Below are 23578 nucleotides of genomic sequence, written 5' to 3'. Positions count from 1 at the left end.
TTACATTAATCCGATATTAGGTGAGAAATCGGTATCAATTAACCGCGCACAGTATGATAACGGCGGGAAAAATACACCAGACCATCGGTGCTTTCGCCCTGCTTAAGCGCTAACACCCGGCAAATAAAGATATCATGCGTCGCAGCGCTTACTACTTCTTCAATCTGGCAGTCAAACGCGACCAGCGCATCCCGCAACACCGGTGCTCCTGTGTGCAGCACGTCCCACTCCGCCGCGGTAAACCGTTCTTCAGTAGATGAGCGGCTACCAAACAGCGTCGACAGCGCTTCATGATGGGAAGCCAACGTATTGATGCACAAATGCGTATTCGCCTGAAACGTGGGATACACCGACGAACCACGATTCAGACACACCAGTAACGTACCGGGCGAATCGCTGACACTGGACACCGCGGAAGCCGTGAATCCAGCTTTACCCGCCGGGCCATCCGTCGTCACGACATTAACCGCAGCACTCAACTTAGCCATCGCATCGCGAAACGCCTGCCGGTCAACCGTAACAGCCGCAGCAGAGAACACCGCGTCATTCGCGGTAACGTGTCGTTCAGCTATCAAATCAGACATTAAATACTTCCTTTAGATACGGCGAGAGACATGATCATTAACATGATACTAACAAAATAAGCCGCGTCATCATCTGAAATTTTTGAATTTTATTATCCATTTTTGTTGTTTTACATCACGCCTCGCCTCATCAATAGTGAAAACACGTCATTAACGCCTGATTAACCTTTCATTGGATACGTGAATTTCTATTGATGGCTTGTTTATTGATAGCAGGTTTATCGATGGCTTACTTTCACTTTCATGAAAGTTCATTCAATCAACAATACGTTCGCTCAATCAATAAAAACACATTCAATTAATAAAAAGGCATCTGACAATGAGTGAAAAACACACCTCCACCAAGCGACAATTAAGACTGGGTTTAATATTACAGGGTGCAGCGGGAAATATGTCCGCATGGCGACATAAAAATGTTGTGCCAGATGCCAGTATCAATTTTGGTTTTGTTCTTGATGCGGTAAAAAAAGCCGAACAAGGGAAATTTGATTTTGTCTTCGTGGCTGACGGCTTATATATCAATGAAAAATCTATCCCTCACTTTCTCAATCGCTTTGAACCGTTAACGCTGCTGTCCGCATTAGCCACTGTTACCACGCATATTGGTCTGGTCGGCACGCTTTCGACGTCGTATTCCGAACCCTTTACCACTGCCCGGCAATTCTCCAGCCTCGACCATCTCAGCAATGGCCGCGCGGGCTGGAACGTGGTGACTTCACCGTTAGAGGGGTCGGCGAAAAACTTCTCCCGTGCACAGCACCCGGAACACGCACTGCGCTACCGCATTGCCGATGAATTTCTTCAGGTGGCGAAAGGCCTGTGGGATTCCTGGGAAGATGATGCCTTTATTCGCGACAAAGCCAGTGGACAGTTCTTCGATCCTGAGAAGCTGCACACGCTACACCATAAAGGTGAATTCTTCTCGGTACAGGGACCGCTGAATATTGGCCGATCCGCACAGGGGCGCCCTATTGTGTTTCAGGCTGGCGCATCTGAAGACGGCCAAAAACTGGCCGCCAAGCACGCCGATGCCATCTTCACCCATCAACACACGCTGGAAGAATCACAGCGTTATTACCGCGAGGTAAAACAGAAGCTGGAAGAAAACGGCCGCCGGGCCGATCAGCTACATATCTTTCAGGGCGTCAGCGTAATTGTCGGCAACGACGCGGAAGACGTAGAGCGTCAATATCAGGAAACCGCCCAACTGGTCACGATTAAGGACGCCCTCAATTATCTGGGGCGCTACTTTGAGCATTATGACTTCACCCAACATCCGCTGGATGAGCCTTTCCCCGATATCGGCGATTTAGGGAAAAACAGCTTCCGCAGCACCACTGACGAAATCAAACGCAACGCGCAGGAAAAAGGCTTAACGCTGCGGCAGGTCGCGCTGGAAGCCGCATCACCGCGCCCCGTCTTCAGCGGCACGCCCGAACAGGTGGCGGATGGTTTACAGATCTGGTTTGAAAGCGGTGCGGCCGATGGCTTCATCATTCAGGGGGGTACGCCGGATACACTCAACCACTTTGTCGATCGCGTTGTTCCTCTGCTGCAACAGCGCGGCCTGTTCCGTCAGGATTACGCGGGCTACACGCTGCGGGAAAATCTGGCGCTGGATTATCCGGTGAATCAGCACCGCCATCAATGGCGCGATCCACAACGGCAGCTATGCGCAGGTGCTGGATCGCTGGGGTGAAGAGGATGAAAAAATCGCGCAATCCGTCGTGAATCCGCCGGGTATCGGCAATTAAGCAAGGCACATAAAGTGACAATGTCACAATAATCACCTGCAAGGGAAAACCAGATGCAAAAAGAGATTGCCCACACCATCACGCAGTCATCCGACTCACATCGACTGCGTCCATCGCGCTTGGCGACACTATTGACGGGAGTGCTGCTCGGTTCGTTTTCTATGGCGACCAGCACGCAGGCGGCTATTGACCTAAAAGCCAATCAACAGCCGATCCATGCACCGAAGAACGCAGAGGCTATCGCGCAAATACCGGCTGATTTTACCTTCGTCACACCGGGTAAATTCACCGTGGCGATTGCCGCGCTGGGGTCGTCACCGCCGCTGGCGTTTCTGGCCGACGATAACAAAACCGTGGTGGGCAGCGAACCGGATATCGCCCGACTGGTGGCCGACAGCCTCGGGCTGGAGCTGAATATCGTCCCCACCTCGTGGGAAGACTGGCCGCTTGGCGTGACTTCCGGCAAGTATGACGCCGCCATCATCAACATTACCGTCACCAAAGCGCGCAAGGAAAAGTTCGATTTCGCCACCTACCGCATCGACTCGCTGGGCTTCTATGTGAAATCCACCAGTAAGATTCAGTCCATCAACGAAGCGAAAGACATCGCTGGCTTGAAGATTATTGTTGGTTCCGGCACCAATCAGGAGGCTGTGCTGTTGGCCTGGGATAAGCAGAATCGCGCCAACGGTCTGCCCGCCTTTCAGCCGATTTATGTCACGGACGATGCGGCCGCCAACCTGAGCCTACAATCCGGTCGTTCCGATGCCTATTTCGGCCCCAACGTGATCGGGGCGTACAAAGCCGAGCTGACCGGCAAGGTTAAGCATGTCGGCACGGTCAACGGCGGCTATCCCAACGTCGCACATATCGCGGTCACCACGCGCAAAGGCAGCGGACTGGTTCAGCCAATTAATACTGCGCTGAACGGCGTGATTAAAAGTGGCGAATACGACCAGGTGCTAAACCGCTGGGGAGAAAGTATTGAGCGTATCGACCGTTCAGAAATCAACCCGCCGGGACTGGGCGATTAATCCCGCCCGATGGCTATCGGACACGATGAACATACCCGATAGCCCGTCATGTGTTAATGAATCAGGAGCACGCCATGTCCGACGACATCTTCATTGTTACCCAGCCCGAAGACCCTATCATGGCCCCCATTATCGACGGGTTATTCGCGGAATATGAGCAGCGCTATGGTGATTTTTTTGGCGAACGGGAAAGCGATCCGCTGGGAATCTACCAGCAACCGCACGGCATTTTTATTGCGCTGCTGCGTCAGGGGGTACCGATTGCGACTGGCGCGTTTAAACGCTACGACAGCACCACTGCCGAAATTAAGCGCGTATGGACGGATAACGCACTGCGCCGTCAGGGGCTGGCAGGGAAAGTGATGCAAGAGCTGGAGCAACATGCACGCCGGTTAGGCTATCAGCACTTTTTCCTGACCACCGGTTTCCGCCAGCCTGAAGCCGTGTGCCTCTACCTGAGCCACGGTTATACCCCGCAGTTCGACATCAACGTCGACCCGGTAACCTACAGCATTCCGCCTTACGATGGGCGACTGCCGTTTAAGAAAGCGCTGTTTGACACAGCCCCCCCTCGGGCTGCTCGACAGACGAAGGTCGATCTTATCGCTCGCCATTTGAAAGTGTGTTGACCCAGCACATCACGTCTCACCCAGTGCGGTGATGAAGAGCAAAAGGACATTTTTCAGGATCACCTTCAAAGGGTATCGATATGACACAATCTCTACACATACCTTCTCAGCCGGCACTGAGCCCGGCACCGTTACGCATCGTGCCTGCACGTTATCCCTTTCGTTTTGCTGGCGCGCTCTTTTCCCTGTTTATTTTTGCCGGGATTATTCAGTCAATCGCGCTAAATCCGCGCTGGGAATGGGCGGTCTTTGCCGAGTGGTTTTTCAATCCGGTTATACTCACCGGTCTGGGGCAAACGCTGCTATTGACCGCGCTGGGCACAATATTCAGCATCATTTTTGGCACCGCACTGGCGCTGGCGCGCCTTTCGCCGTCTTATCTGCTGTCCACCCTGTCGTGGCTCTATATCTGGCTGTTCCGGTCACTGCCGCTGATTCTGGTGCTGATCATTCTCTACAATTTCTCGTATCTCTACGACGAACTGGCGCTGGGGATTCCGTTTACCTCCATCGTCTTCCTGAACTATCCGACGATTGACTTACTGGATCAATTTTCCGTCGCCGTACTTGGCCTGACGCTGGTGCAGTCCGCCTATACGGCAGAGATTATTCGTGGCGGTATTCTTGGTGTAGATGCCGGGCAGTTTGAGGCCTCTGCCGCGCTCGGGCTGCCCGGAGGTCGCCGTACAGTACGCATCATTCTGCCGCAGGCGCTGCGCTCGATTCTGCCTACTGGTTTCAACGAGATCATCAGTCTGGCAAAAGGCACGTCCATCGTTTATGTGCTGGCGCTGCCGGAGCTATTTTATACCGTTCAGGTCATCTACAACCGGACGCAGCAGGTTATCCCCCTGCTGATGGTCGCCACTATCTGGTATCTGCTGATCACCACGGTGCTATCCGTCATCCAATACTACGTGGAACGCTATGTGTCGCGCGGTGCCGTGCGTGAAATGCTGCCAACGCCGCGCCAGAGACTCGTCCGTTTCCTGACGCGCAAGCGCGCACATTAATCTACCCGATTCTGGAGATTCACCATGTCTGAAGCTATCGACTATTTCGCTCATGCTCGCCCTGCTACACAGCCACAGGCAGAAAATGCTCAGGGGCTGATCGAGATCCGCAACGTGGCAAAATATTTTGGTCAGCACAAAGCGCTGGAAGATATCAATCTGACGCTGGCGCCCGGTTCCGTCACGGTGATCCTCGGCCCGTCCGGTTCGGGGAAATCCACGCTGCTGCGCACCATTAACCACCTTGAGCGGGTGGACGACGGCTTTATCCGCATCGACGGCGACTACATCGGCTACCGTCGCAAGGGGAATACGCTCTATGAGCTGAAAGAAAAGGACATTTTACGCCAGCGCATCAACGTCGGTTACGTGTTCCAGAATTTCAATCTGTTCCCACACCTTTCCGTGTTAGAGAACATTATTGAAGCCCCGCTGGCGCATAAGTTGTATTCACGCCAGGAGGCCGAAGATATCGCCTTTACCCTGCTGGAAAGCGTCGGCCTGCGCCATAAAGCCCAGTCCTATCCCCGCCATCTGTCTGGTGGTCAGCAGCAACGCGTTGCCATCGCCCGTGCGCTGGCACTCAAGCCCAAAGTCATGCTGTTTGATGAACCGACATCCGCGCTCGATCCTGAACTGGTCGGCGAGGTACTGGATGTGATCAAGTCGCTAGCCAGATCCGGCGTGACGCTGGTCGTCGTCACACATGAAATCGGCTTTGCGCGCGAAGTCGCCGACCGCGTGGTATTTATGGTGGACGGGAAAATTATCGAAAGCGGCGATTCCTGGCAGGTACTGAACCACCCCCGCCATCCACGCACGATCAACTTTTTGAATAAGGTGCTGTGAGGAAATAAAGGTCAGTTATTGACTAACACCCCGTCTGGTTCACTCGCAGCGAGCCAGACAGGGGGATAAACAATGACTTTTCAGGTAGTCACTCAGTATACGGGCTGCTATAAACCTGAACCATCACGCTTTTACACCAAGATAGCGGTATAGTTCGGTTAAATGCTCGCGCCGGGTTGTATCTCTACCAGAAAGGTAAGCTGGTCAGAGATCCCCGGTGAGTTTCAGCCTGCTGGCGATATGCTTCAGCGGCAAGTCAGATGGGAATAAACGCAAGATCATGTTCACTGAAATACGCCATTCAGGTCAGCATTAGTTCATCATCTGGTAACGCCAATAATGATTCTTCCGACAGCGAAAGAATCTGCCTCCGTGCCATATAGTTTTCCTCGTAAATCATTCCATTCGGTATTTTTAACAAATTCGATTATCGCCTAAGGGTACACCCTGACGCCATAACCAAAACGTGACGGCACCCCATCAATGATATAACCTATGTGCGATAGAATAAATGCAACAACTTAAATGCGATAACGTGGTGAAAAAATGTTCATTAGAGCTTATTTAAGGACATTGACGGAAGATCAGTTTGCCGATCGGGTAAAAGAGATGCTGGAGCAGTTCGTTCAGGAACGGGGACATAAAATAACCAGTTATTATCGGGAAAACATCAGCGCCACAAAACTTGACCGCCCGGAGCTGGGACGCTTACTGACGGACTGTCATCACAATGATATTTTATTGGTCGAGCGGATAGACCATCTGACCCGCCTGAGCAACAGCGACTGGATGAGGCTGAAAAAGCAGATCGAGCAACATGAACTACGAATTATCAGCCTGGATGTGCCCACATCATGGCAGGCGCTATCAGATAAAGACCTTTCACAGGCTGACCCGCTCACCCGCGCCGTGATAACCGCCATCAATAACATGCTTATCGACCTGATAGCCGCGATGTCGCACAAGGACTGGCATAGCCGCAACCAGCGGCAAAAACAGGGAATCGAACGGGCGCATACACTGGGTAAATACAGGGGTAAACAGGCCGATCATGAACGGCATCAGCAAGTCCTGTACTACCGACAGATAAAAAAACTCAGCATCCGCGAAACCGCAGACGCAACGGGCTACAGTGTTTCACAGGTTTGCCGTATCCAGGCTCTTTATTAAAGATGTCAGGGTTCGCTGAAAAGTTATTTTACTCCGTCCCAGATGGAGTTTTTTCATATTTTAAATCATATCGTTAGACATTACAGGAGAAAAAAGATGAAACAGTGGCAGGCTTTCCTTACTGGAGGGTTTTTAATGATTTCGACAATCACCGGAACGATAGCTTCCGAACAGCACGACCTTCCAGGATATACTCAGGGAGCAGAGGTTATTCAGGTTAAAACCACCCGCAACCAGGTAGATTACATCGGGGACGTGGTATACGCGCAGGTAAAAAGTACCCGGTCAGTCAGGCAAATGCACATGTCTGTTTTAGTTCCCCGTAATGATGAGCTGAAACCGGCCATTATCTATTTTCCCGGTGGAGGATTTACTACATCCGAGCATGACAAGTTTATTGAGATGCGCATGGCGCTGGCAGAGGCCGGTTTTGTCGTGGTGGCCGCAGAATACCGGACGATCCCTGATATATTCCCGGCACCGGTTATCGACGCTAAAAGTGCTGTCAGATACATCCGCCAGCATGCAATAGAATATGGAGTCGATCCCAAACGAATTGGCGTATTGGGAGACTCAGCCGGAGGATGGCTTGCTCAGATGTTGGGAACCACAAACGGCGATCAATCTTTTGATAAAGGTGACAACCTCAGTCAGTCATCGGATGTTCAGGCGGTCGCGACGCTTTACGGAATTTCTGACCTGCGAAATATAGGTGAAGGTTTCTCTGAGGTTATTCAGCGTGTTCATCATTCACCTGCAGCAACAGAAGCCCTGCTGGTTAATGGTGCAGCGTTCCGGAATTTTGCAGGGGCATCAATAACAGACTCACCAGAAAAAGCGCTTAATGCAAGCCCGGTTGGACATCTGAGTGGCCATACCCCTCCGTTCCTGATTATGCACGGCAGCAAGGATTCGCTGGTTTCGCCGGAGCAAAGTGCAACACTTTATGGATTACTCAAAAAAGCCGGAAATCACGCTAATTATGTGCTTATTGAAGGCGCTGAACACGGCGATTATCACTGGTACCAGCCAGCAGTAATCAGCAAGGTTGTTGACTGGTTTCGTCAGACGCTGGGTTCCCCTGAAAAAACAGGGAAGCAATCAACAATAAATCCGGATGCCAATCTCTGACATCCTCATATTCGTTATTTCCCGTTTCTAACGGGAAATAACGAATCAATTAACCTCAGGTATTATTGGGTTCAGTATTATTTACCTTCAAAAAAATCATCAGGCAGTTGCCCGGGTGGCATGTTGATAACGGCATCATTAGGGGCAAACTGTACGGCGTTCATCTGCTGGTTTGTCACCCAGCGGCCCCTACCAGCCCTTGATGAATACGGTAATCTCAGGTATTAGCGTTTCGGGCGCACCATTGAGAATATGTAGACGCAGCCTATTCATCATTCCAGACAGAAATAATAAGCCACTCGCATTAAATCGCAACCAGCCCCCGCACGCCGTCCTGTTCCATCGTTTCACCTCGTCCGCGCTGTATAATTTCCCCACGTGACATCACCAAATAGCTGTCAGCCAGTTCGGCGGCGAAGTCGTAAAACTGCTCGACCAGCAGAATCGCCATGTCGCCACGCTGCGCCAGTTGGCGAATCACCGCGCCGATTTCTTTGATCACCGACGGCTGTATGCCTTCTGTCGGCTCATCCAGAATCAACAACTGTGGTTTACAGGCCAGCGCACGACCAATGGCTAATTGCTGCTGTTGCCCGCCGGACAAATCGCCGCCGCGTCGCTGTTTCATTTCATCCAATACGGGAAAAAGCTGGTAGATTTCATCCGGCACCTGCCGCGCCTGTTTACCCGGAAAGCGCGACAGCCCCATCAGCAGATTCTCTTCTACCGTCAGACGAGGAAAAACTTCCCGCCCTTGCGGCACATAGGCGATGCCATCCTGCACACGCTGGTATGGCTTGCGCGTATTGATCGCTTCGCCCTGCCAGCGAATCGTGCCGGATTTCGCCGGAATCAGCCCCATCAGGCATTTCAGCAGCGTGGTTTTCCCCACGCCGTTGCGCCCGAGCAGGCAGGTAATCTCGCCAGGTTTTACCTCAAAGGACAGGCCGCGCAGGATGTGGCTGCCGCCGTAGTACTGATTCAGTTCAACAATCTCTAACATGTTAGCGCCCCAGATAAACGTCAATCACCTGCTCATTCGCCTGCACTTCGCGCAGCGATCCTTCCGCCAGCACCTGCCCCTGATGCAGCACGGTGACGCGATCGGCAATGCTCTCGACAAACCCCATATCGTGCTCTACCACCATCAGCGAGTGTTTGCCCGCCAGACTGCGGAACAGTTCGGCGGTGTACGCCGTTTCTGCGTCGGTCATCCCGGCGGCGGGTTCATCAAGCAGCAGCAGATGGGGCTCCTGTACCAGTAGCATACCGATCTCCAGAAACTGTTTTTGGCCGTGCGACAGCAGCCCTGCGGGGCGCTGCCGTTCGTGACCGAGCCGCAACAGCGCCAGCGTCTCGTCAATCCGATCACGCTGCTCGCTATGTAGTTTGGCACGCAAACTCGCCCACACTGACTTGTCGGTTTTCAGCGCGATATCGAGATTTTCAAACACCGTCAGCGCTTCAAACACCGTCGGTTTCTGAAATTTTCGCCCAATTCCTGCGCGGGCTATTTCTACCGGTGATAGCGTCGTCAGGTCGGTGTACTGATCGTAAAACGCTTTGCCGTTGTCGGGCCGCGTTTTACCGGTGATGACGTCCATCAGCGTGGTTTTCCCCGCGCCGTTTGGGCCGATAATACAACGCAGTTCCCCCACGCCAATCTGCAACGACAGATCGGTGAGTGCCCGGAAACCGTCAAAACTCACATTAATCTTGTCGAGTTGCAGCACCGGATCGGTCTGATGACGATGACGATCCGACGGGTGTGGTTGTGCAAACATCGGCTGAGCGGCAACAGTGTACGCAGGCTCGGAGACAGATGGTGCAGATAAAGACTCAGTCATGCTTCTTCCTCGTCAGCAAGCCAATCACGCCACGCGGCAAAAACAGCGTGACGAGAATAAACATCAGCCCTAAAAAGAACAGCCAGTATTCAGGGAAGGCCACGGTAAACCAGCTTTTCGCCCCGTTGACGATGCCCGCACCGAGTAGTGGCCCGATCAGCGTTCCACGTCCGCCCAGCGCCACCCAAATAGCCGCTTCGATGGAGTTGGTCGGTGACATTTCGCCAGGGTTAATGATGCCGACCTGCGGCACATACAGCGCCCCGGCCAGCCCGCACAGCACGGCGGAGAGCGTCCAGACAAACAGTTTGAAGCCTTTCGGATCGTAGCCGCAGAACATCAGACGGTTTTCCGCATCACGCACCGCCGTCAACACGCGGCCAAATTTACTGCGCGCCAGCGCAAAACCCACCAGCAGGCTGGCCATTAACAACAGCACGGAGGCGACAAACAGCCCGATGCGCGTACCGGTGGCCGTAATGGGGAAACCGAGCAGTGTGGTAAAGCCGGTAAAACCGTTATTACCGCCAAAACCGGTTTCGTTACGGAAGAACAACAACATACCCGCGTAGGTCAGCGCCTGCGTCATGATCGAGAAATACACGCCCTTGATTTTGGAGCGGAATGCAAACCAGCCGAATACAAAAGCCAGCACGCCAGGCACCAGCACAATCAGGCACAGCGCCCAGGCGAAATACTGGGTTCCTGCCCAGAACCACGGCAGTTCCGTCCACGACAGAAAGGACATAAACGCGGGCATTCCTTCTCCAGCGGCCTGCCGCATCAAATACATGCCCATCGCGTAGCCACCCAGCGCGAAAAACAGGCCGTGCCCGAGCGACAGCAGCCCGGCATAGCCCCACACCAGATCCAGCGCGACGGCAATAATCGCATAGCACAGAATTTTGCCGATCAACGTCAGCGTGTAAGTCGACATCGCCAACGGATTCTCTGCAGGCAACAGCGCGAGGAACGGCAGCGTCAGCAAAGCCAGAAAAGCGATCGAGCCGAGGCCAAAGATCAGTCGCGGCGCGCGCTGCGTCAGGGTTATCGTCATGGGTTGCGTAATAGGTTGCGTCATCAGTCAATCACCCGTCCTTTGAATGCAAACAGCCCCTGTGGCCGCTTCTGAATAAACAGCACGATCAGTACCAGAATGACAATTTTTCCCAGCACGGCACCGATCTGCGGCTCCAGCACTTTGTTGAGAATGCCGAGGCTGAATGCAGCCACCACCGTTCCGGCAAGCTGCCCGACGCCACCCAGCACGACAACAAGGAATGAATCGATGATGTAGCCCTGTCCCAGCTCCGGCCCGACGTTGCCTAGCTGCGACAGCGCCACACCGCCTAGCCCGGCGATGCCGGAACCCAGACCAAAGGCCAGCATATCGACGCGTCCGGTCGGCACACCGCAGCAATCCGCCATCGCCCGATTTTGTGTTACCGCCCGCACGTTCATGCCGAGGCGAGTCTTATTAAGCAATAACCAGGTGAGCAGCAGCACGCCAAGAACAAACAGGATCACCGCGATGCGGTTATACGGCAGCATCAGATTCGGCAACAGACGCAACCCTCCGGACAGCCACGCGGGGTTCGCCACTTCCATATTTTGCGTCCCGAATAACATCCGCACCAGTTGAATCAGCATCAGGCTAATTCCCCAGGTTGCCAGCAGCGTTTCCAGCGGCCGGCCATACAGATGACGGATCACCGCACGTTCCAGCGCCATACCGACACCAGCCGTAATGAAGAAAGCGACAGGCAACGCCAGCAGCGGATAGTACGCCAGCCAGCCGGGTGCAAACTGCTGACACAGCGACTGCACCAGCCAAGTCGCGTATGCTCCCAACATCAGCATTTCGCCGTGCGCCATGTTGATGACGCCCAGCAGCCCGTACGTGATCGCCAACCCCAGCGCCGCCAGTAGCAAAATAGAACCGAGCGACAGCCCGGTAAACGCCTGTCCCAGCAGATCGCCGGCGATCAAGCTTTGCTTAATCTGATCCAGACTCTCCTGCGCCGCCGCACGCACGCCGGTATCCGATTCGTTTTGCGTCTGCGTCAAGGGCTGTAAGCGCGCCTGCATTTGCGGATCGCCGGTCTGCCCTAAGCGTTTGACCGCCTCCAGCCGCACCTGCGGATTAGGATCGCTTAACTGTCGGGTCGCAATAGCGGTATTCAGCGCATCATGCACCTGCGCATCCTTTTCTACCTCAAGGCGCTGCACCAACAGCGGCAGTTGGTCCGCACTACTCTCGCTTTGCAACTGCCGTACGGCATTCAGACGCGTTGCGGCATCGTCGCTAACGAGCTGATGTGAGGCCAGCGCGGTAGCAACCAGCACACGCAGGCGGTTATTCATAAACAGCTTTTTGGTCGCGCCAACCGGTTCCGCATGCCCTTCCAGCGGCGTTAACGTCCCCTGCACATCCCTAAATGGCTGTTGGTTACGATCGAGCACCACGGATTCATCGCGCAATGCCTGTAACAGCGGCAAACGTGCGGGATCCGGCGCAGCGGCCCATTGTTGCAACAGTTCGGCCTGCTGCGTGCGGTTTGCCGCGGCGAAATCGGCCGCAGGCCCGGCCTGTGCCAGCAAAGGAAGCATCAGACACAGCGACAACACAAACGTAGATAATCGACAACTCATCATCGCAATATCCGCCATATAAGAGAGATAATATCTATTCGGCACCATTTATTTTGCCTTATATATCCAGCCGTCTCACCGCCACACCTTTAGTATGCTGGCACAGTGAGTATTTCGTGCGCTATAACGCCGCCATTCATATGCAATACCGTATGCGCGCCCGACGCAGGCGCTCAATCGCCGCCGCCCTGCGACCCCAGACTTCCGGCTAAATTATGCCGCTACGCGGTTCCATCGATGTTTATGACCGATAATCGAGCCGCTAGTAACGCGAATATTCGTCCCATAAACGGGACTCTCCCTACAGGCCAGCACACGTGCTGTTCAAAAACGTCTTTGACGTTTTTTGTCCTACGCGACACTGACTTTCTCGGCATCCATGCCGCTCACTCGGCGGTCATGCCCATCAATGCATAATTTTTTACGCCGGATTAAGGCCTAAAACTCAAATTTACTGCGCGGCTTTTATTGGATGATCGGGTTTCTTATCGTTACCGGGGATATACGGGCTCCACGGCTGCGCGCGAACCGGTTTATCCGTCTGCCAGACCACGTTGAACTGACCGTTTTCCTCAATCTCGCCAATCATCACCGGCTTGTGCAGATGGTGGTTGGTCTTGTCCATCGTCAGCGTAAAGCCATCCGGTGCGGCAAAGGTCTGGCCGGCCATCGCGGCGCGGACTTTATCTACGTCTGTGGTACCCGCTTTCTCTACCGCCTGCGCCCACATATGAATGCCCACATAGGTGGCTTCCATCGGATCGTTAGTCACCACCGTGCCTGCGTTCGGCAGATTTTTCGCTTTGGCATAGGCTTTGTAAGCTTCCACGAAGTCGGCATTGGTTGGGTTATCTACCGACTCAAAGTAGTTCCATGCAGCTAAATGGCCGACCAGCGGTTTGGTATCAATTCCGCGTAGCTCCTCTTCACCGACCGAGAACGCCACAACGGGTACATCCGTCGCTTTGATACCCTGATTCGCCAGCTCTTTATAGAACGGTACGTTGGAGTCGCCGTTGATGGTGGACACAACCGCCGTCTTACCGCCCGCCGAGAACTTCTTGATGTTGGAAACAATTGTCTGGTAATCGCTGTGACCAAACGGCGTATAAACTTCCTCAATATCCTTGTCCTGCACGCCTTTAGAATGCAGGAACGCACGCAGAATTTTGTTAGTTGTGCGTGGATACACATAATCCGTACCCAGCAGGAAGAAGCGCTTCGCCGCCCCGCCGTCTTCGCTCATCAGGTACTCCACGGCAGGAATCGCCTGCTGATTCGGTGCTGCACCCGTGTAGAACACGTTCGGCGACATCTCTTCGCCTTCATATTGTACCGGGTAGAACAATAAACCGTTCAGTTCCTCAAATACCGGAAGAACCGATTTGCGCGATACCGATGTCCAGCAGCCGAACACCACCGCCGCTTTGTCCTGCGTCAGCAGTTGGCGAGCTTTTTCGGCAAACAGCGGCCAGTTTGATGCCGGATCGACCACTACCGGCTCCAGTTTTTTACCCAACACACCGCCTTTGGCATTGATTTCATCAATGGTCATCAGCGCGACATCCTTCAGCGGCGTTTCCGAAATCGCCATTGTGCCGGACAGCGAATGCATAATGCCGACTTTGATGGTGTCCGCCGCCTGCACGCTCCAGGTCAATCCCATACCAACCACCGTCGCAGAAAGCGCAAAAACTTTTAGCAATGAACGTCTTTTCATTTATTAGCCCTTAAGTCGTGTTGAGTGAGAACGGAATTGTGTGATGCGTCAGGTGAAGTGCCTTCCGTTGAAACGGATGGCATTGAAACAGATTGCGGTGAAACAGCTTGAGGCCGCGCCTGTTGTAGCATGTGCAGGGTGATCTTCCTGACTTCGGCTTTACTGACGGCAATGTGGTCGGTCAGAATGCGCTGCGCCTCCTCGGTGTGTTGTTGTAATATCGCCAGCAGAATACGGGCGTGCTCTTTATAGGTCGCGTCGATACGATCCTCGCGGGTGAAATCGAGACGCCGAATAATGCGGATTTTCTCCGTCAGTTCGCCGTGAACCCGCGCCATTTCGCTATTGCCTGCCGCTGTCACCAGCCCTCGGTGAAACCCTTCGTCGTAGCGGGAGACGATCTTGCCGTCATCCAGACGCGGTTCTTCAATCCAGAAGCGTTTCAGGTCAGCCAATAGCTCGGCACAGCGACCCGGCGGCATTCCGCACAGTCGTCGAATGGCTTCGCGTTCTAGCACGATGCGGAAATCATACAGTTCTTCGAAATAGGCGAAATCAAACGGACGAACCTGCCAGCCGCTGCGAAAATAGACTTCGACATAGCCCTCCCGCTCCAGCCAGAACAGCGCCTGACGCACCGGCGTACGACTGACCGACATCCGCTCGGCAATTTCATTTTCACTAAAGCGGTCGCCCGGCATCAGGTGAAAGTCGAAAATGTCGTTTTTCAGCGCTTGATACACCCGCTCCGCCAGCGCTTCCGGGCGATCTTTGCTGCTCTTTTGTGTACCTGCTCGCATCGTTTTCTCCTCCTGGCTGTTTATTGCCGTTCGTCCGTTTATTCAGGCTCATGGTTTATGCCAGCCTGTCCTTTTATTCCAGCCCCTATCCAACCACAGCAAGGCATCACCGGGACTGACCGGTCGCCCCGGCTGGCAACCGATGCGCTTCACCCGGCCAGACTGCGGCGCGCTAATCGTCAGCTCCATCTTCATGGCTTCGACGATAATCAGCGGCTGCCCGGCTTCAATGACATCTCCGACGTTCACCAGCACTTTCCAGATGTTGCCATTCATGTCCGCACTGACCTGAAACGCATCGACGTCGTTCTCCACGGGGACGACCGCTACCCCCTCCTGCTGCGCGCTGTCATCCTCCTGTTGCCACAGCGCCACTTCCGTTTCAAACGCCGTGGCCTGACGCTGGCGGAACGCGGCAATATCGTCGGCCAGCTCCGTTAGGAAATGAGTGTGTTCAGCGAAATCAAATTCGGTTTCTTCGATGTGGATCGCGGCACGTCCTTCGCGAAAATCCTCACGCAGCGTTGTCAGTTCTGCTTCACTGACCGGATAAAACCGCACCTGATCGAAGAAGCGCAGCAGCCACGGTTCACCCGCAATGAACTGATCGTTCTTGAGGAATTTGTTCCAGATAGGCAGCGTGCGCCCCACCAGTTGATAGCCGCCCGGCGAATCCATGCCGTAAATGCACATGTACATGCCGCCGATACCGACCGTGCCTTCTGCGGTGAAGGTGCGTGCCGGATTATATTTGGAACTCAATAAACGATGGCGCGGATCGACTGGCACCGCGCAGGGCGCGCCGAGATAAACGTCGCCCAGCCCCAGAATCAGATAGCTGGCATCGAAAATGATGTCGCGTACGTCTTCACGGCTCGCTAACCCATTAATACGCTGGATGAAATCGACGTTATTCGGCAGCCACGGCGCGCTAGGCCGTACGGTTTCGCGGTAGCGCTCCACCGCGCCGAGCGTGGCGCTGTCTTCAAACGCCATCGGCAAATGGACGATGCGCGACGGTACTTTCATCTGGCTAACGTCGCCCAACTGATGTTCCAGATGCAGCAGTACGTCTAACAACGCCTGCTGGCGGATAACCTGGCTGTCATAACGCACCTGTAGTGACCGCACGCCGGGCGACAGCTCTTCGATCCCTGCGGCTTCGGAGGCACGAATCGCCGCCATCAGGAGATGGACACGCAACCGCAGCGCCAGATCCAACACGTTGTCGCCGTATTCAATCAGAACGTAGTTATCCCCCGCCTGACGATACACGGCGGCTGGGGTGGTCGCGGTGGCCGCTACAGCCGCCAACACCGTTGCAGAGCCGTGCTCTGTCGTCGCTAGCAAGGGCACGTCAAAGGTAGGCGTCTGCGTCACACCCAGTGTGGCAACACAGTCAGACTGCACCTGTTCCAGCGCTCGCGCTTCATCCGCGCTGATAGGATGAAAGCGGATACGATCGCCAGGCTTAACCTGACCGACTTTCCACAGTTCTGCTTTGGCAATCGTGACCGGACAGACAAATCCACCCAGACTCGGCCCGTCTCGAGTGAGGATCACCGGGAAATCACCGGTAAAATTCACTGCGCCGATGGCGTATTCACAGTCGTGAACGTTGGAGGGATGCAGACCCGCCTCGCCGCCGTTAGCCCGCGTCCAGGTGGGCTTCGGCCCAACCAGACGCACGCCCAGACGATTCGAGTTGTAGTGCACCTGCCATTCCGCCGCGAAAAATTCGTCGATTGCCGCGTGGGTAAAGAAATCCGGCGCACCGTGCGGACCATAGAGCACGCCAATGCACCACTCATCGCCATACTGCGGAATCAGCGCGGCGTCCACAGCTTGCGGCTTACTCACGGGCGCAGGCGTGGTGCAGGCTGGCAATGCAGGTTGAGAGATCGCCAACATATCGGCCACGCGCAGCGTTCGTCCGGCATGACCGCCAAATTCTCCGAGCGCAAAGGTCGAGCGGCTGCCGAGATACTGCGGCACATCAATGCCATTACGCACCGCCAGATAGGTGCGACAGCCAGACTGCGCCCGTCCCAGCGTCAGCGTTTGCCCGGCCGTTACCGTAACGGGCTGCCAGTATGGCACCGTTTCCCCATCCAGCGTCGCCAGGCAGTCTGCGCCTGTCAGCGCAATGACTGCCTCACGGTGGAAGCGCAGCGTCGGGCCTTGTAGCGTAAACTCCAGTCCGGCGGCAGTTTCATCGTTGCCGACAATACGGTTCGCCAGCCGAAACGCGAAATCATCCATCGGGCCGGACGGCGGCACGCCGATGTCCCAGTAGCCGAGGCGTCCGGGGTAGTCCTGCACACTACTCCAGGTGCCAGGTTGCATCACTTCAATCACCGAGGCGGATGGGGTAAAGCTGTCGAGCATCCGCGTCCACACGGTTCCGCTGCGGAACGCCTCGGTGGCGATAATCTGGCGCAGGTAATCGAGATTGGTGGCAATGCCGTGCAAACGCGTGGCATTCAGCGCCTGCTGCATCTTTTCCAGCGCCAGCTCACGGGTTTCCGCGTGAACGATCAGCTTGGCAATCATCGGATCGTAATATGCCGACACCTCGGTGCCAGAACTTACCCAGCCGTCAACACGCACGCCAGCAGGAAACGCCACTTCGGTCAGCACACCGGGGCTGGGCTGGAAATTTTTCAGCGGATCTTCCGCGTAAATACGTACTTCAATCGCGGCACCACGCGCTGCCTGCGTCAGTTTCGCCCAGTCCAGTGTTTCATCCGCCGCAACGCGCAGCATACATTCGACCAAATCCAGCCCGGTGACACACTCCGTTACTGGGTGTTCCACCTGCAAACGGGTATTCACTTCGAGGAAAAAGAATGCATCGCGTTCGGCATCGTAGATATACTCCACCGTTCCCGCGCTGCGATAGCTAACCAGCTCACCCAGCTTCACCGCTGAGGCCAGCAGCGCCGCACGCGTCGCTTCCGGCAAATGCGGTGCAGGCGTTTCTTCTACGACTTTCTGGTTGCGCCGCTGCAATGAGCAATCACGTTCGCCCAATGCCACTACGCGGCCTTTACCATCGCCAAAAATCTGTACTTCTACGTGACGCGCCCGATCGATACAGCGTTCGAGGAACACGCCCGCATCGCTGAAGAACTGTTCACCCAGACGACGCACGCTTTCCCACGCGGCCTGTAGCGCCACGGCATCGGCACAGCGCGTCAGGCCGATACCACCGCCCCCGGCGGTACTTTTCAACATGACCGGATAGCCGATGTCTTCGGCGGCGGCCAGTGCGTCCTCCAGCGAGGACAGCAACGGCGTTCCTGGCGTCATCGGTACACCGGCAGCGGCGGCTAATTCACGGGCACGGTGCTTCAGACCAAATTCACCAATTTGCTGAGCGGTTGGCCCGACAAACGCAATGCCGGCCTTTTCACACGCCGCGGCAAACGGCAGGCTCTCTGACAAAAAACCGTAGCCCGGCCAAACAGCCTCTGCCCCTGTCTGCTGTGCGGCGGCAAGTACTTTGTCGATACACAGATAGCTGTCGCTGGCCTTCTCGCCGCCAATCGATACGGCGATGTCGGCATCTTTCACGTGTTGTGCATTTTTATCCGCATCGGAATACAACGCTACGCTGGTGATACCCAAACGCTTTAGTGTACGTATGGCGCGGCAGGCAATTTCCCCTCGGTTAGCGATCAGTACGGTCTTAAACATGAGATGCCTCCTGATGAGCAAGCCAGTGACGCCAGCCGCCGAATGCCGTGATATCCACGGCGTCGCTCAGCGCAGCCGGTTCGCAAATAAAGCCTTTCACCTGCCGTCCGTCGGCTAATGTCAGCGTACCAATGCCCAGCGGTGCCGGAATTTCCGCGACGAACTCGCCAAAACGCGCCAGCGGAATGTCCCACAGTTCGACGATAATCGCCGCGCCATCGGTGCTTTTCGCTAAACCGGGCTTGGCGGGTTGCGTATTCGCTAGCGCATAAAGACGATAGTTTTCTGTGGTGCGCGTCTCTTCTACCCGCACCGCATCGCGGCTGGTCAGTTGATGGTTCAGCGGCATGCCCGTCAGATGTGCCCCGACAACGGCGAGACGGACGTGTAAGGCGGAAGGCGACAAGGTGCCCGCCCCCGCAGGCAACATTTTTCCTGTGGCCCCCAGCGTGAGCGCCAGTTGCGCCTGCCAGCGCAGACCAAAGCTCGCTAATGCGCGGTCGTGCCAGGCAGGCGCAATCAGCGTGATCCCCGCCGGTAAGCCATCGGAGCGGAAAGGTGCTGGCAGCGCCAGCGCCGAGAGATCGGCCAGATTAGTAAAGTTGGTGTAGGTGCCCAACTGAGAGTTGTAGCGCACCGGTTCCTGCTTCATCGCCTCACGCGTGTGGATTGTCGGCGAGGTCGGCACGACTAATGCATCAAATGAGGCCAGCATCTGCTGAATCTGACGCGCCAGTTCGGCACGCAGGTATTCAGCCCTAAACGCCTCTACCGCGCTGAAGCGTTCGCCGCTGGCCACAATACCGTGCACCACCGGATCCATGCTCTCTGGCTGTCGTAGCATGTCGCCAACGGCGACGGTGCGTTCCGCCACCCAGGGGCCTTGATACAGTTGATCGGCTAGCTGTGTGAAAACACTGAAATCGATAGGGTGCAGCGTCGCGCCCGTTGCTTCTAGTTCAGCCAGCGCCTGTTGCCATGCTGCCTGTGCAGCAGTATCAGCAAAGAAATTCGGGTCGCTGGGAATAGCAAAGCGCGGATGAGTGGGCAGCGCCGCAGGCGCACATCCTGGATTACTACGCGAGTAAGCATCTGTCACATCGTAGCCGCCAGCCAGTTCGGCGACGGTAAACGCATCTGCGACGGTCAGTGCAAACACGGAGATGGTGTCGTTCAGACGACAGGCTGGCACCACACCGCTTGCCGATAGCCACCCTTTCGTCGGCTTCAGGCCGACAATATTGTTAAATCCGGCGGGGACACGCCCCGAACCGGCGGTATCAGTGCCTAATGAAAAAGCAACCAGCCCACGCGCCAACACCGACGCCGATCCTGAACTGGAACCCCCGCTAACATAGTCCGCGTTAAAGGTGTTTGGCACCTCACCAAACGGTGAGCGCGTACCGACCAGACCGGTCGCAAACTGATCGAGGTTGGTTTTGCCAATGACAATCGCCCCTGCCGCTTTCAGTTTGGCAACGGCAGTCGCATCATTGTCGGCCAGATAGGTAAACGCCGGACACGCTGCGCTCGTCGGCCAGCCTGCAACATCAATATTGTCTTTGACGGCAAAAGGAACGCCAAACAGCGGCAGCGCATCGGGATTTTCACGATACTGAGGCAAGAGCGCCGCGATTTGTGCCTGAAGTTGCTCAGGTGTCGCCAGTGCGATCCAAGCCGGATCGTCCGGTGATAAGCTCGCAAGCAATGCCCCTAACGTTTCGCCGATGTTATCGGCCTGCTGGTGATAGTGCTGTTTCCATTCCTGAAGCGTGAGTCCTGTCATTCTTAGCATGATGTGAATCCCATCTGGTATACAAGATTGGATTCACTAAAGCGAATACCATGCCAAATTTTATTTTATTGATTTATATAGAATTAAAATAAATCGCCATATTGCAATGCACAGAAAAGGAACAACCGTGCGCCATCGCGGAGCATGGTTGCAAAAAAGCGTGGGTCATTGATATACGGATAATGTTTCTCTCAGGCAATTTTCTTCGCGGCCTGCTGCGCCATAATCGACAATTCCGCCGCCTTAAAGATATGCGCTTGCGGCATCGCCAGCTCGGTGCGCTCACGGCAGTCACGAAGAAAATCCCGGAAGAAGGTTCGTTCAACGTGTCCTGCGGGGGTAAAGCGCTGTTCACCCTTGCTATTCACCAGATAAACGACGTTGCTTTCGCGGCGCGTCAGATCGACATATTTTCTGATTTCGATATAGCCTTCCGTCCCCAGTATCGTCAGGCGTCCGTCGCCCCACACGCTCAAGCCATCTGGCGTGAACCAGTCACAGCGAAAATAGCCCGTTGCCCCATTATCACCCAGCAGCATCGCATCACCAAAATCCTCAAATTCTGGCTGATGCGGATGATGGTAATTCGCCGTTTGGCTGGCAACCACTCGTGCGCCGGTATTGTCGGTAAAATAGAGAAACTGTTCGATCTGGTGGATACCGATATCGCAGAGAATCCCGCCGTACTGACGCTTTTGATAAAACCAGTCAGGCCGTGCGCCGCGTTCACGATGTGGACCAACGCCGATCGTCTGAATCACTCGACCGATCTCACCTTGTTGCACCAGTTCACCGGCAAACAGCGCGCTATCCACATTGATTCGCTCATTAAAATACACGGCAAACTTGCGGCCCGTTTCCGCGACCCGATGCTGGACGGCATCCAACTGCTCCCGCGTGGTCAACGGTGGTTTGGCGGTCAAGAAATCTTTGCCTGCATCCAACGTGCGCAGCGCCAGTTCGGCTCGGTCACAGGGAATTACCGCACAGGCAATAAGATCGATAGACGCGTCGGCAATCAGTTGCTCCGTAGAATCAGCAAAAGGAACGGAAGGAAAAAACGAGAGGAATTTTGCCCGATTATGCGGATCGGATTCGAACACGCCGACCAGTTCCGCTCCTGCATCAACCAGTTGCCGACACATGTCATAAATGTGGTTGTGCGCTAACCCAATTGCTGCAAATCGAATCTTTTTCATCTTCACCTCTGCCGATATCACCATACCAAACCACTACAATAAAGTTGAAACCGAGCTGGCTAAAGACAAAAGCCGTGTAAGGCGGTAGAATTTCCTCTGTTTCTTTAACATATTCACATTTTTTGCAGCGCAACCGACGAAAGATCCCCATGAAAAGAAAACGTATTCTGATCCCCCTCATCATTCTGATCCTATTTGTGCTCTATCTGAATCGCGATGCGTTGAATCCCTTTGCGCCTGACTGTAAAAACCTCTCGGCTAATCAACCCAAGCCCGAAGTGTGTAAGAAGCCGGTAAAAGAAGTCGCTCCTGGTTTTGAAATCTAATGTTTTGAAATTTAAGCTAGCGTATCAGCGCGGTTTAGGGATATTGAACTGTTCCAATCTCGGGATGAATTATCGTTACAGCTAGATACCATCGCTGGCTACGATTAACGTAACCAGCATAAGTTGACTCAATAATTTCAAACGTTAGTTAACCAGAGGCACCTCTGGGTGCACGCCAAGCCAGCCCGGTGTGGGCTCGCCTTTTGCTTCACCAACATACAGGCTCATCTGTGCGCGAAAGCGCTCGACCGCACCGCGATCATACATAAAATCAGCAAACGCCTGTGGTCGAGTATTACGGTATTCCCAGATAGGTTTGTAGCCTTCTGGCGGCGCAACGTCAGTACGCACCGACCACATGCGCGAGACCTGAGTCTGTGTTTGCGGATCCAGCAGCCAGCTCAGGTACAGCTTGGCACTTTCCGGATGTTTAGCCTTTTTGAAAATAGCGGCACGCTGAGCCCAGGACACAAAAGGATCGGACTCAGGCAGAACAAAGCGGGTTACGGAATCCGCAGCCGGAACGAGCGCACCGGAGCTGGTAAACGTCGCGCTGTATTTTCCTGTCGCGATTTCAGCACCGGGCACATGGGTGCCGCGCACGTAGACAGGATCTTGCTCCTGCAATTTTTTAACAAAATCCCAGCCGTATTTGTCCACGACCTGCTTGTACCAGAACAGCACCGCATCGTCGTCGTTAGGATAGGCCAGAATCAAATTGCCTCTCAGATTCGGACGAAGGTAGTCATTGGCTTCGCGCGGCCAAGATTTTTCATCCAGAAGTTGGGTATTGACCAGATTGCTGAACGCGATGACATAAGCACCGATCCACGCGCCGTCTGCATCACGAAACTCCGGGTAAATCTTGTCCCAGCCGCGTGGTTTGTAATTCAGCAACACGCCTTCCTTTTTCCAGCGCGGGAAATCCTGCACCGTTTGCAGTTGCACCACGTCAGGAATCAGAGTATCGGTCGCCAGTTGGTTATCAATACGGGCGTCATGGTATTTGCTGTAATCGACAATCACGTTCAACTTTATGCCAGGAAAACGCTTCTCAAATTCCTGCTTGAAACGAGCCTGCTGCGATTGCACGTCACCACCGGCGTAAACGGTGACCGTCCCGCCTTCTCTCAACGCACTCTTATAGATTTGATCCAACGAGCGCGTCTCAAGTTCTACGGCCGCCTGACTTTGTCCGACACTGACCCCAGCCATCATAGCCAACATCAGCACTGTTTTCTTCAGGTACTTCCCAGTGTATTGCATTGTGATTTCCTTCACTTAATGAATAAAACTCGTACCGAAAAACGACAACTACCCGCCGTTAAAACGGCAACGGTGTGACCAGCGGATCGCGAATAAGCGACGCGCAGGAT

19 protein-coding genes and 1 pseudogene are annotated in these 23578 nt (G+C 54.5%); 8 read left to right on the top strand and 12 right to left on the bottom strand.

Annotated features, from left to right (window positions below):
* Positions 1-38: 38 nt before the first annotated feature.
* Positions 39-584: a flavin reductase gene (locus ACKQAD_RS00910; RefSeq protein WP_409158402.1), complete on the bottom strand. Its 546-nt coding sequence runs from the start codon at positions 582-584 to the stop codon at positions 39-41.
* A gap of 319 nt (positions 585-903) precedes the next feature.
* On the opposite strand from ACKQAD_RS00910, the gene ACKQAD_RS00905 reads away from it, so the two are divergent.
* The 5 genes from ACKQAD_RS00905 to ACKQAD_RS00885 all read left to right on the top strand — a co-directional run bounded on the left by ACKQAD_RS00905 (position 904) and on the right by ACKQAD_RS00885 (position 5863).
* A complete protein-coding gene (locus ACKQAD_RS00905) occupies positions 904-2283 on the top strand; it encodes an LLM class flavin-dependent oxidoreductase (protein ID WP_409158401.1) in 1380 nt (459 codons plus the stop codon).
* A 108-nt stretch (positions 2284-2391) separates the two neighbouring features.
* Positions 2392-3372, top strand: a complete 981-nt coding sequence (locus ACKQAD_RS00900; protein WP_409158400.1) for an ABC transporter substrate-binding protein — start codon at positions 2392-2394, stop codon at positions 3370-3372.
* 74 nt (positions 3373-3446) lie between these two features.
* The gene (locus ACKQAD_RS00895; protein ID WP_409158399.1) at positions 3447-4001 is read left to right on the top strand and encodes a GNAT family N-acetyltransferase; all 555 of its coding nucleotides are present in this window, start codon (positions 3447-3449) and stop codon (positions 3999-4001) included.
* An 80-nt stretch (positions 4002-4081) separates the two neighbouring features.
* Complete coding sequence (locus ACKQAD_RS00890; protein WP_409158398.1) at positions 4082-5014, top strand: amino acid ABC transporter permease; 933 nt, start codon at positions 4082-4084, stop codon at positions 5012-5014.
* Between the two features lie 24 nt (positions 5015-5038).
* Positions 5039-5863: an amino acid ABC transporter ATP-binding protein gene (locus tag ACKQAD_RS00885; RefSeq protein ID WP_409158397.1), complete on the top strand. Its 825-nt coding sequence runs from the start codon at positions 5039-5041 to the stop codon at positions 5861-5863.
* Between the two features lie 126 nt (positions 5864-5989).
* On the opposite strand, the pseudogene ACKQAD_RS00880 reads toward ACKQAD_RS00885, so the two are convergent.
* A pseudogene (locus ACKQAD_RS00880) lies at positions 5990-6242 on the bottom strand (DUF4158 domain-containing protein); the annotation flags it as partial.
* Positions 6243-6409: 167 nt separating this feature from the next.
* Here ACKQAD_RS00880 and ACKQAD_RS00875 point away from each other — a divergent pair.
* A complete protein-coding gene (locus tag ACKQAD_RS00875) occupies positions 6410-7033 on the top strand; it encodes a recombinase family protein (RefSeq protein WP_409158396.1) in 624 nt (207 codons plus the stop codon).
* A 96-nt stretch (positions 7034-7129) separates the two neighbouring features.
* On the top strand, positions 7130-8164 hold the full coding sequence (locus ACKQAD_RS00870) for an alpha/beta hydrolase fold domain-containing protein (RefSeq protein ID WP_409158395.1): 1035 nt from the start codon (positions 7130-7132) through the stop codon (positions 8162-8164).
* 304 nt (positions 8165-8468) lie between these two features.
* Here ACKQAD_RS00870 and urtE read toward each other — a convergent pair whose 3' ends face one another.
* The 9 genes from urtE to ACKQAD_RS00825 form a co-directional block, all read right to left on the bottom strand.
* Positions 8469-9167 carry an urea ABC transporter ATP-binding subunit UrtE gene (urtE, locus tag ACKQAD_RS00865; protein ID WP_409158394.1) on the bottom strand — a complete coding sequence of 233 codons (699 nt, stop codon included), beginning with the start codon at positions 9165-9167 and terminating at the stop codon, positions 8469-8471.
* A 1-nt stretch (position 9168) separates the two neighbouring features.
* The gene (gene urtD, locus ACKQAD_RS00860) at positions 9169-9948 is read right to left on the bottom strand and encodes an urea ABC transporter ATP-binding protein UrtD (protein WP_409158445.1); all 780 of its coding nucleotides are present in this window, start codon (positions 9946-9948) and stop codon (positions 9169-9171) included.
* Positions 9949-10003: 55 nt separating this feature from the next.
* Positions 10004-11080 carry an urea ABC transporter permease subunit UrtC gene (urtC, locus tag ACKQAD_RS00855; RefSeq protein WP_409158444.1) on the bottom strand — a complete coding sequence of 359 codons (1077 nt, stop codon included), beginning with the start codon at positions 11078-11080 and terminating at the stop codon, positions 10004-10006.
* 11 nt (positions 11081-11091) lie between these two features.
* Positions 11092-12681: an urea ABC transporter permease subunit UrtB gene (gene urtB / locus ACKQAD_RS00850; RefSeq protein ID WP_409158443.1), complete on the bottom strand. Its 1590-nt coding sequence runs from the start codon at positions 12679-12681 to the stop codon at positions 11092-11094.
* A 433-nt stretch (positions 12682-13114) separates the two neighbouring features.
* Positions 13115-14383 carry an urea ABC transporter substrate-binding protein gene (gene urtA, locus ACKQAD_RS00845; RefSeq protein WP_409158393.1) on the bottom strand — a complete coding sequence of 423 codons (1269 nt, stop codon included), beginning with the start codon at positions 14381-14383 and terminating at the stop codon, positions 13115-13117.
* Positions 14380-15183 carry a GntR family transcriptional regulator gene (locus tag ACKQAD_RS00840; RefSeq protein WP_409158392.1) on the bottom strand — a complete coding sequence of 268 codons (804 nt, stop codon included), beginning with the start codon at positions 15181-15183 and terminating at the stop codon, positions 14380-14382. The genes urtA and ACKQAD_RS00840 overlap by 4 nt, the downstream gene beginning before the upstream one ends.
* Positions 15184-15231: 48 nt before the next feature.
* A complete protein-coding gene (gene uca / locus ACKQAD_RS00835; RefSeq protein ID WP_409158391.1) occupies positions 15232-18882 on the bottom strand; it encodes an urea carboxylase in 3651 nt (1216 codons plus the stop codon).
* Entirely contained in the window at positions 18875-20677 is a 1803-nt protein-coding gene (gene atzF, locus ACKQAD_RS00830; RefSeq protein ID WP_409158390.1) for an allophanate hydrolase, read from the bottom strand. Before atzF ends, uca begins: the two co-directional genes overlap by 8 nt.
* Positions 20678-20868: 191 nt before the next feature.
* A complete protein-coding gene (locus ACKQAD_RS00825; protein WP_409158389.1) occupies positions 20869-21876 on the bottom strand; it encodes a Gfo/Idh/MocA family protein in 1008 nt (335 codons plus the stop codon).
* A gap of 149 nt (positions 21877-22025) precedes the next feature.
* Here ACKQAD_RS00825 and ACKQAD_RS00820 point away from each other — a divergent pair, with 149 nt between their 5' ends.
* On the top strand, positions 22026-22202 hold the full coding sequence (locus ACKQAD_RS00820; protein ID WP_409158388.1) for a hypothetical protein: 177 nt from the start codon (positions 22026-22028) through the stop codon (positions 22200-22202).
* Between the two features lie 144 nt (positions 22203-22346).
* Here the strand turns inward: ACKQAD_RS00820 and ACKQAD_RS00815 are convergent, their stop codons facing one another.
* Positions 22347-23468 (bottom strand): ABC transporter substrate-binding protein, encoded by a 1122-nt coding sequence (locus ACKQAD_RS00815; RefSeq protein ID WP_409158387.1) that lies wholly within the window; start codon positions 23466-23468, stop codon positions 22347-22349.
* Between the last annotated feature and the right edge of the window lie 110 nt (positions 23469-23578).

Source organism: Pectobacterium artocarpous, assembly GCF_046159765.1.
Taxonomy (GTDB): Bacteria; Pseudomonadota; Gammaproteobacteria; order Enterobacterales; family Enterobacteriaceae; genus Pectobacterium.
The sequence above is the reverse complement of the archived record's forward strand: the minus strand, read 5'-3'. Positions and strand labels throughout refer to the sequence as shown.

Coding starts and splice junctions, on each gene's coding strand:
- ACKQAD_RS00895 (WP_409158399.1), top strand. CDS start 3,447: ATGTCCGACGACATCTTCATTGTTACCCAGCCCGAAGACCCTATCATG.
- ACKQAD_RS00890 (WP_409158398.1), top strand. CDS start 4,082: ATGACACAATCTCTACACATACCTTCTCAGCCGGCACTGAGCCCGGCA.
- ACKQAD_RS00870 (WP_409158395.1), top strand. CDS start 7,130: ATGAAACAGTGGCAGGCTTTCCTTACTGGAGGGTTTTTAATGATTTCG.
- ACKQAD_RS00910 (WP_409158402.1), bottom strand. CDS start 584: ATGTCTGATTTGATAGCTGAACGACACGTTACCGCGAATGACGCGGTG.
- uca (WP_409158391.1), bottom strand. CDS start 18,882: ATGTTTAAGACCGTACTGATCGCTAACCGAGGGGAAATTGCCTGCCGC.
- ACKQAD_RS00905 (WP_409158401.1), top strand. CDS start 904: ATGAGTGAAAAACACACCTCCACCAAGCGACAATTAAGACTGGGTTTA.
- ACKQAD_RS00885 (WP_409158397.1), top strand. CDS start 5,039: ATGTCTGAAGCTATCGACTATTTCGCTCATGCTCGCCCTGCTACACAG.
- urtD (WP_409158445.1), bottom strand. CDS start 9,948: ATGTTTGCACAACCACACCCGTCGGATCGTCATCGTCATCAGACCGAT.
- urtB (WP_409158443.1), bottom strand. CDS start 12,681: ATGGCGGATATTGCGATGATGAGTTGTCGATTATCTACGTTTGTGTTG.
- atzF (WP_409158390.1), bottom strand. CDS start 20,677: ATGCTAAGAATGACAGGACTCACGCTTCAGGAATGGAAACAGCACTAT.
- ACKQAD_RS00825 (WP_409158389.1), bottom strand. CDS start 21,876: ATGAAAAAGATTCGATTTGCAGCAATTGGGTTAGCGCACAACCACATT.
- ACKQAD_RS00840 (WP_409158392.1), bottom strand. CDS start 15,183: ATGCGAGCAGGTACACAAAAGAGCAGCAAAGATCGCCCGGAAGCGCTG.
- urtE (WP_409158394.1), bottom strand. CDS start 9,167: ATGTTAGAGATTGTTGAACTGAATCAGTACTACGGCGGCAGCCACATC.
- ACKQAD_RS00820 (WP_409158388.1), top strand. CDS start 22,026: ATGAAAAGAAAACGTATTCTGATCCCCCTCATCATTCTGATCCTATTT.
- ACKQAD_RS00900 (WP_409158400.1), top strand. CDS start 2,392: ATGCAAAAAGAGATTGCCCACACCATCACGCAGTCATCCGACTCACAT.
- ACKQAD_RS00815 (WP_409158387.1), bottom strand. CDS start 23,468: ATGCAATACACTGGGAAGTACCTGAAGAAAACAGTGCTGATGTTGGCT.
- ACKQAD_RS00875 (WP_409158396.1), top strand. CDS start 6,410: ATGTTCATTAGAGCTTATTTAAGGACATTGACGGAAGATCAGTTTGCC.
- urtA (WP_409158393.1), bottom strand. CDS start 14,383: ATGAAAAGACGTTCATTGCTAAAAGTTTTTGCGCTTTCTGCGACGGTG.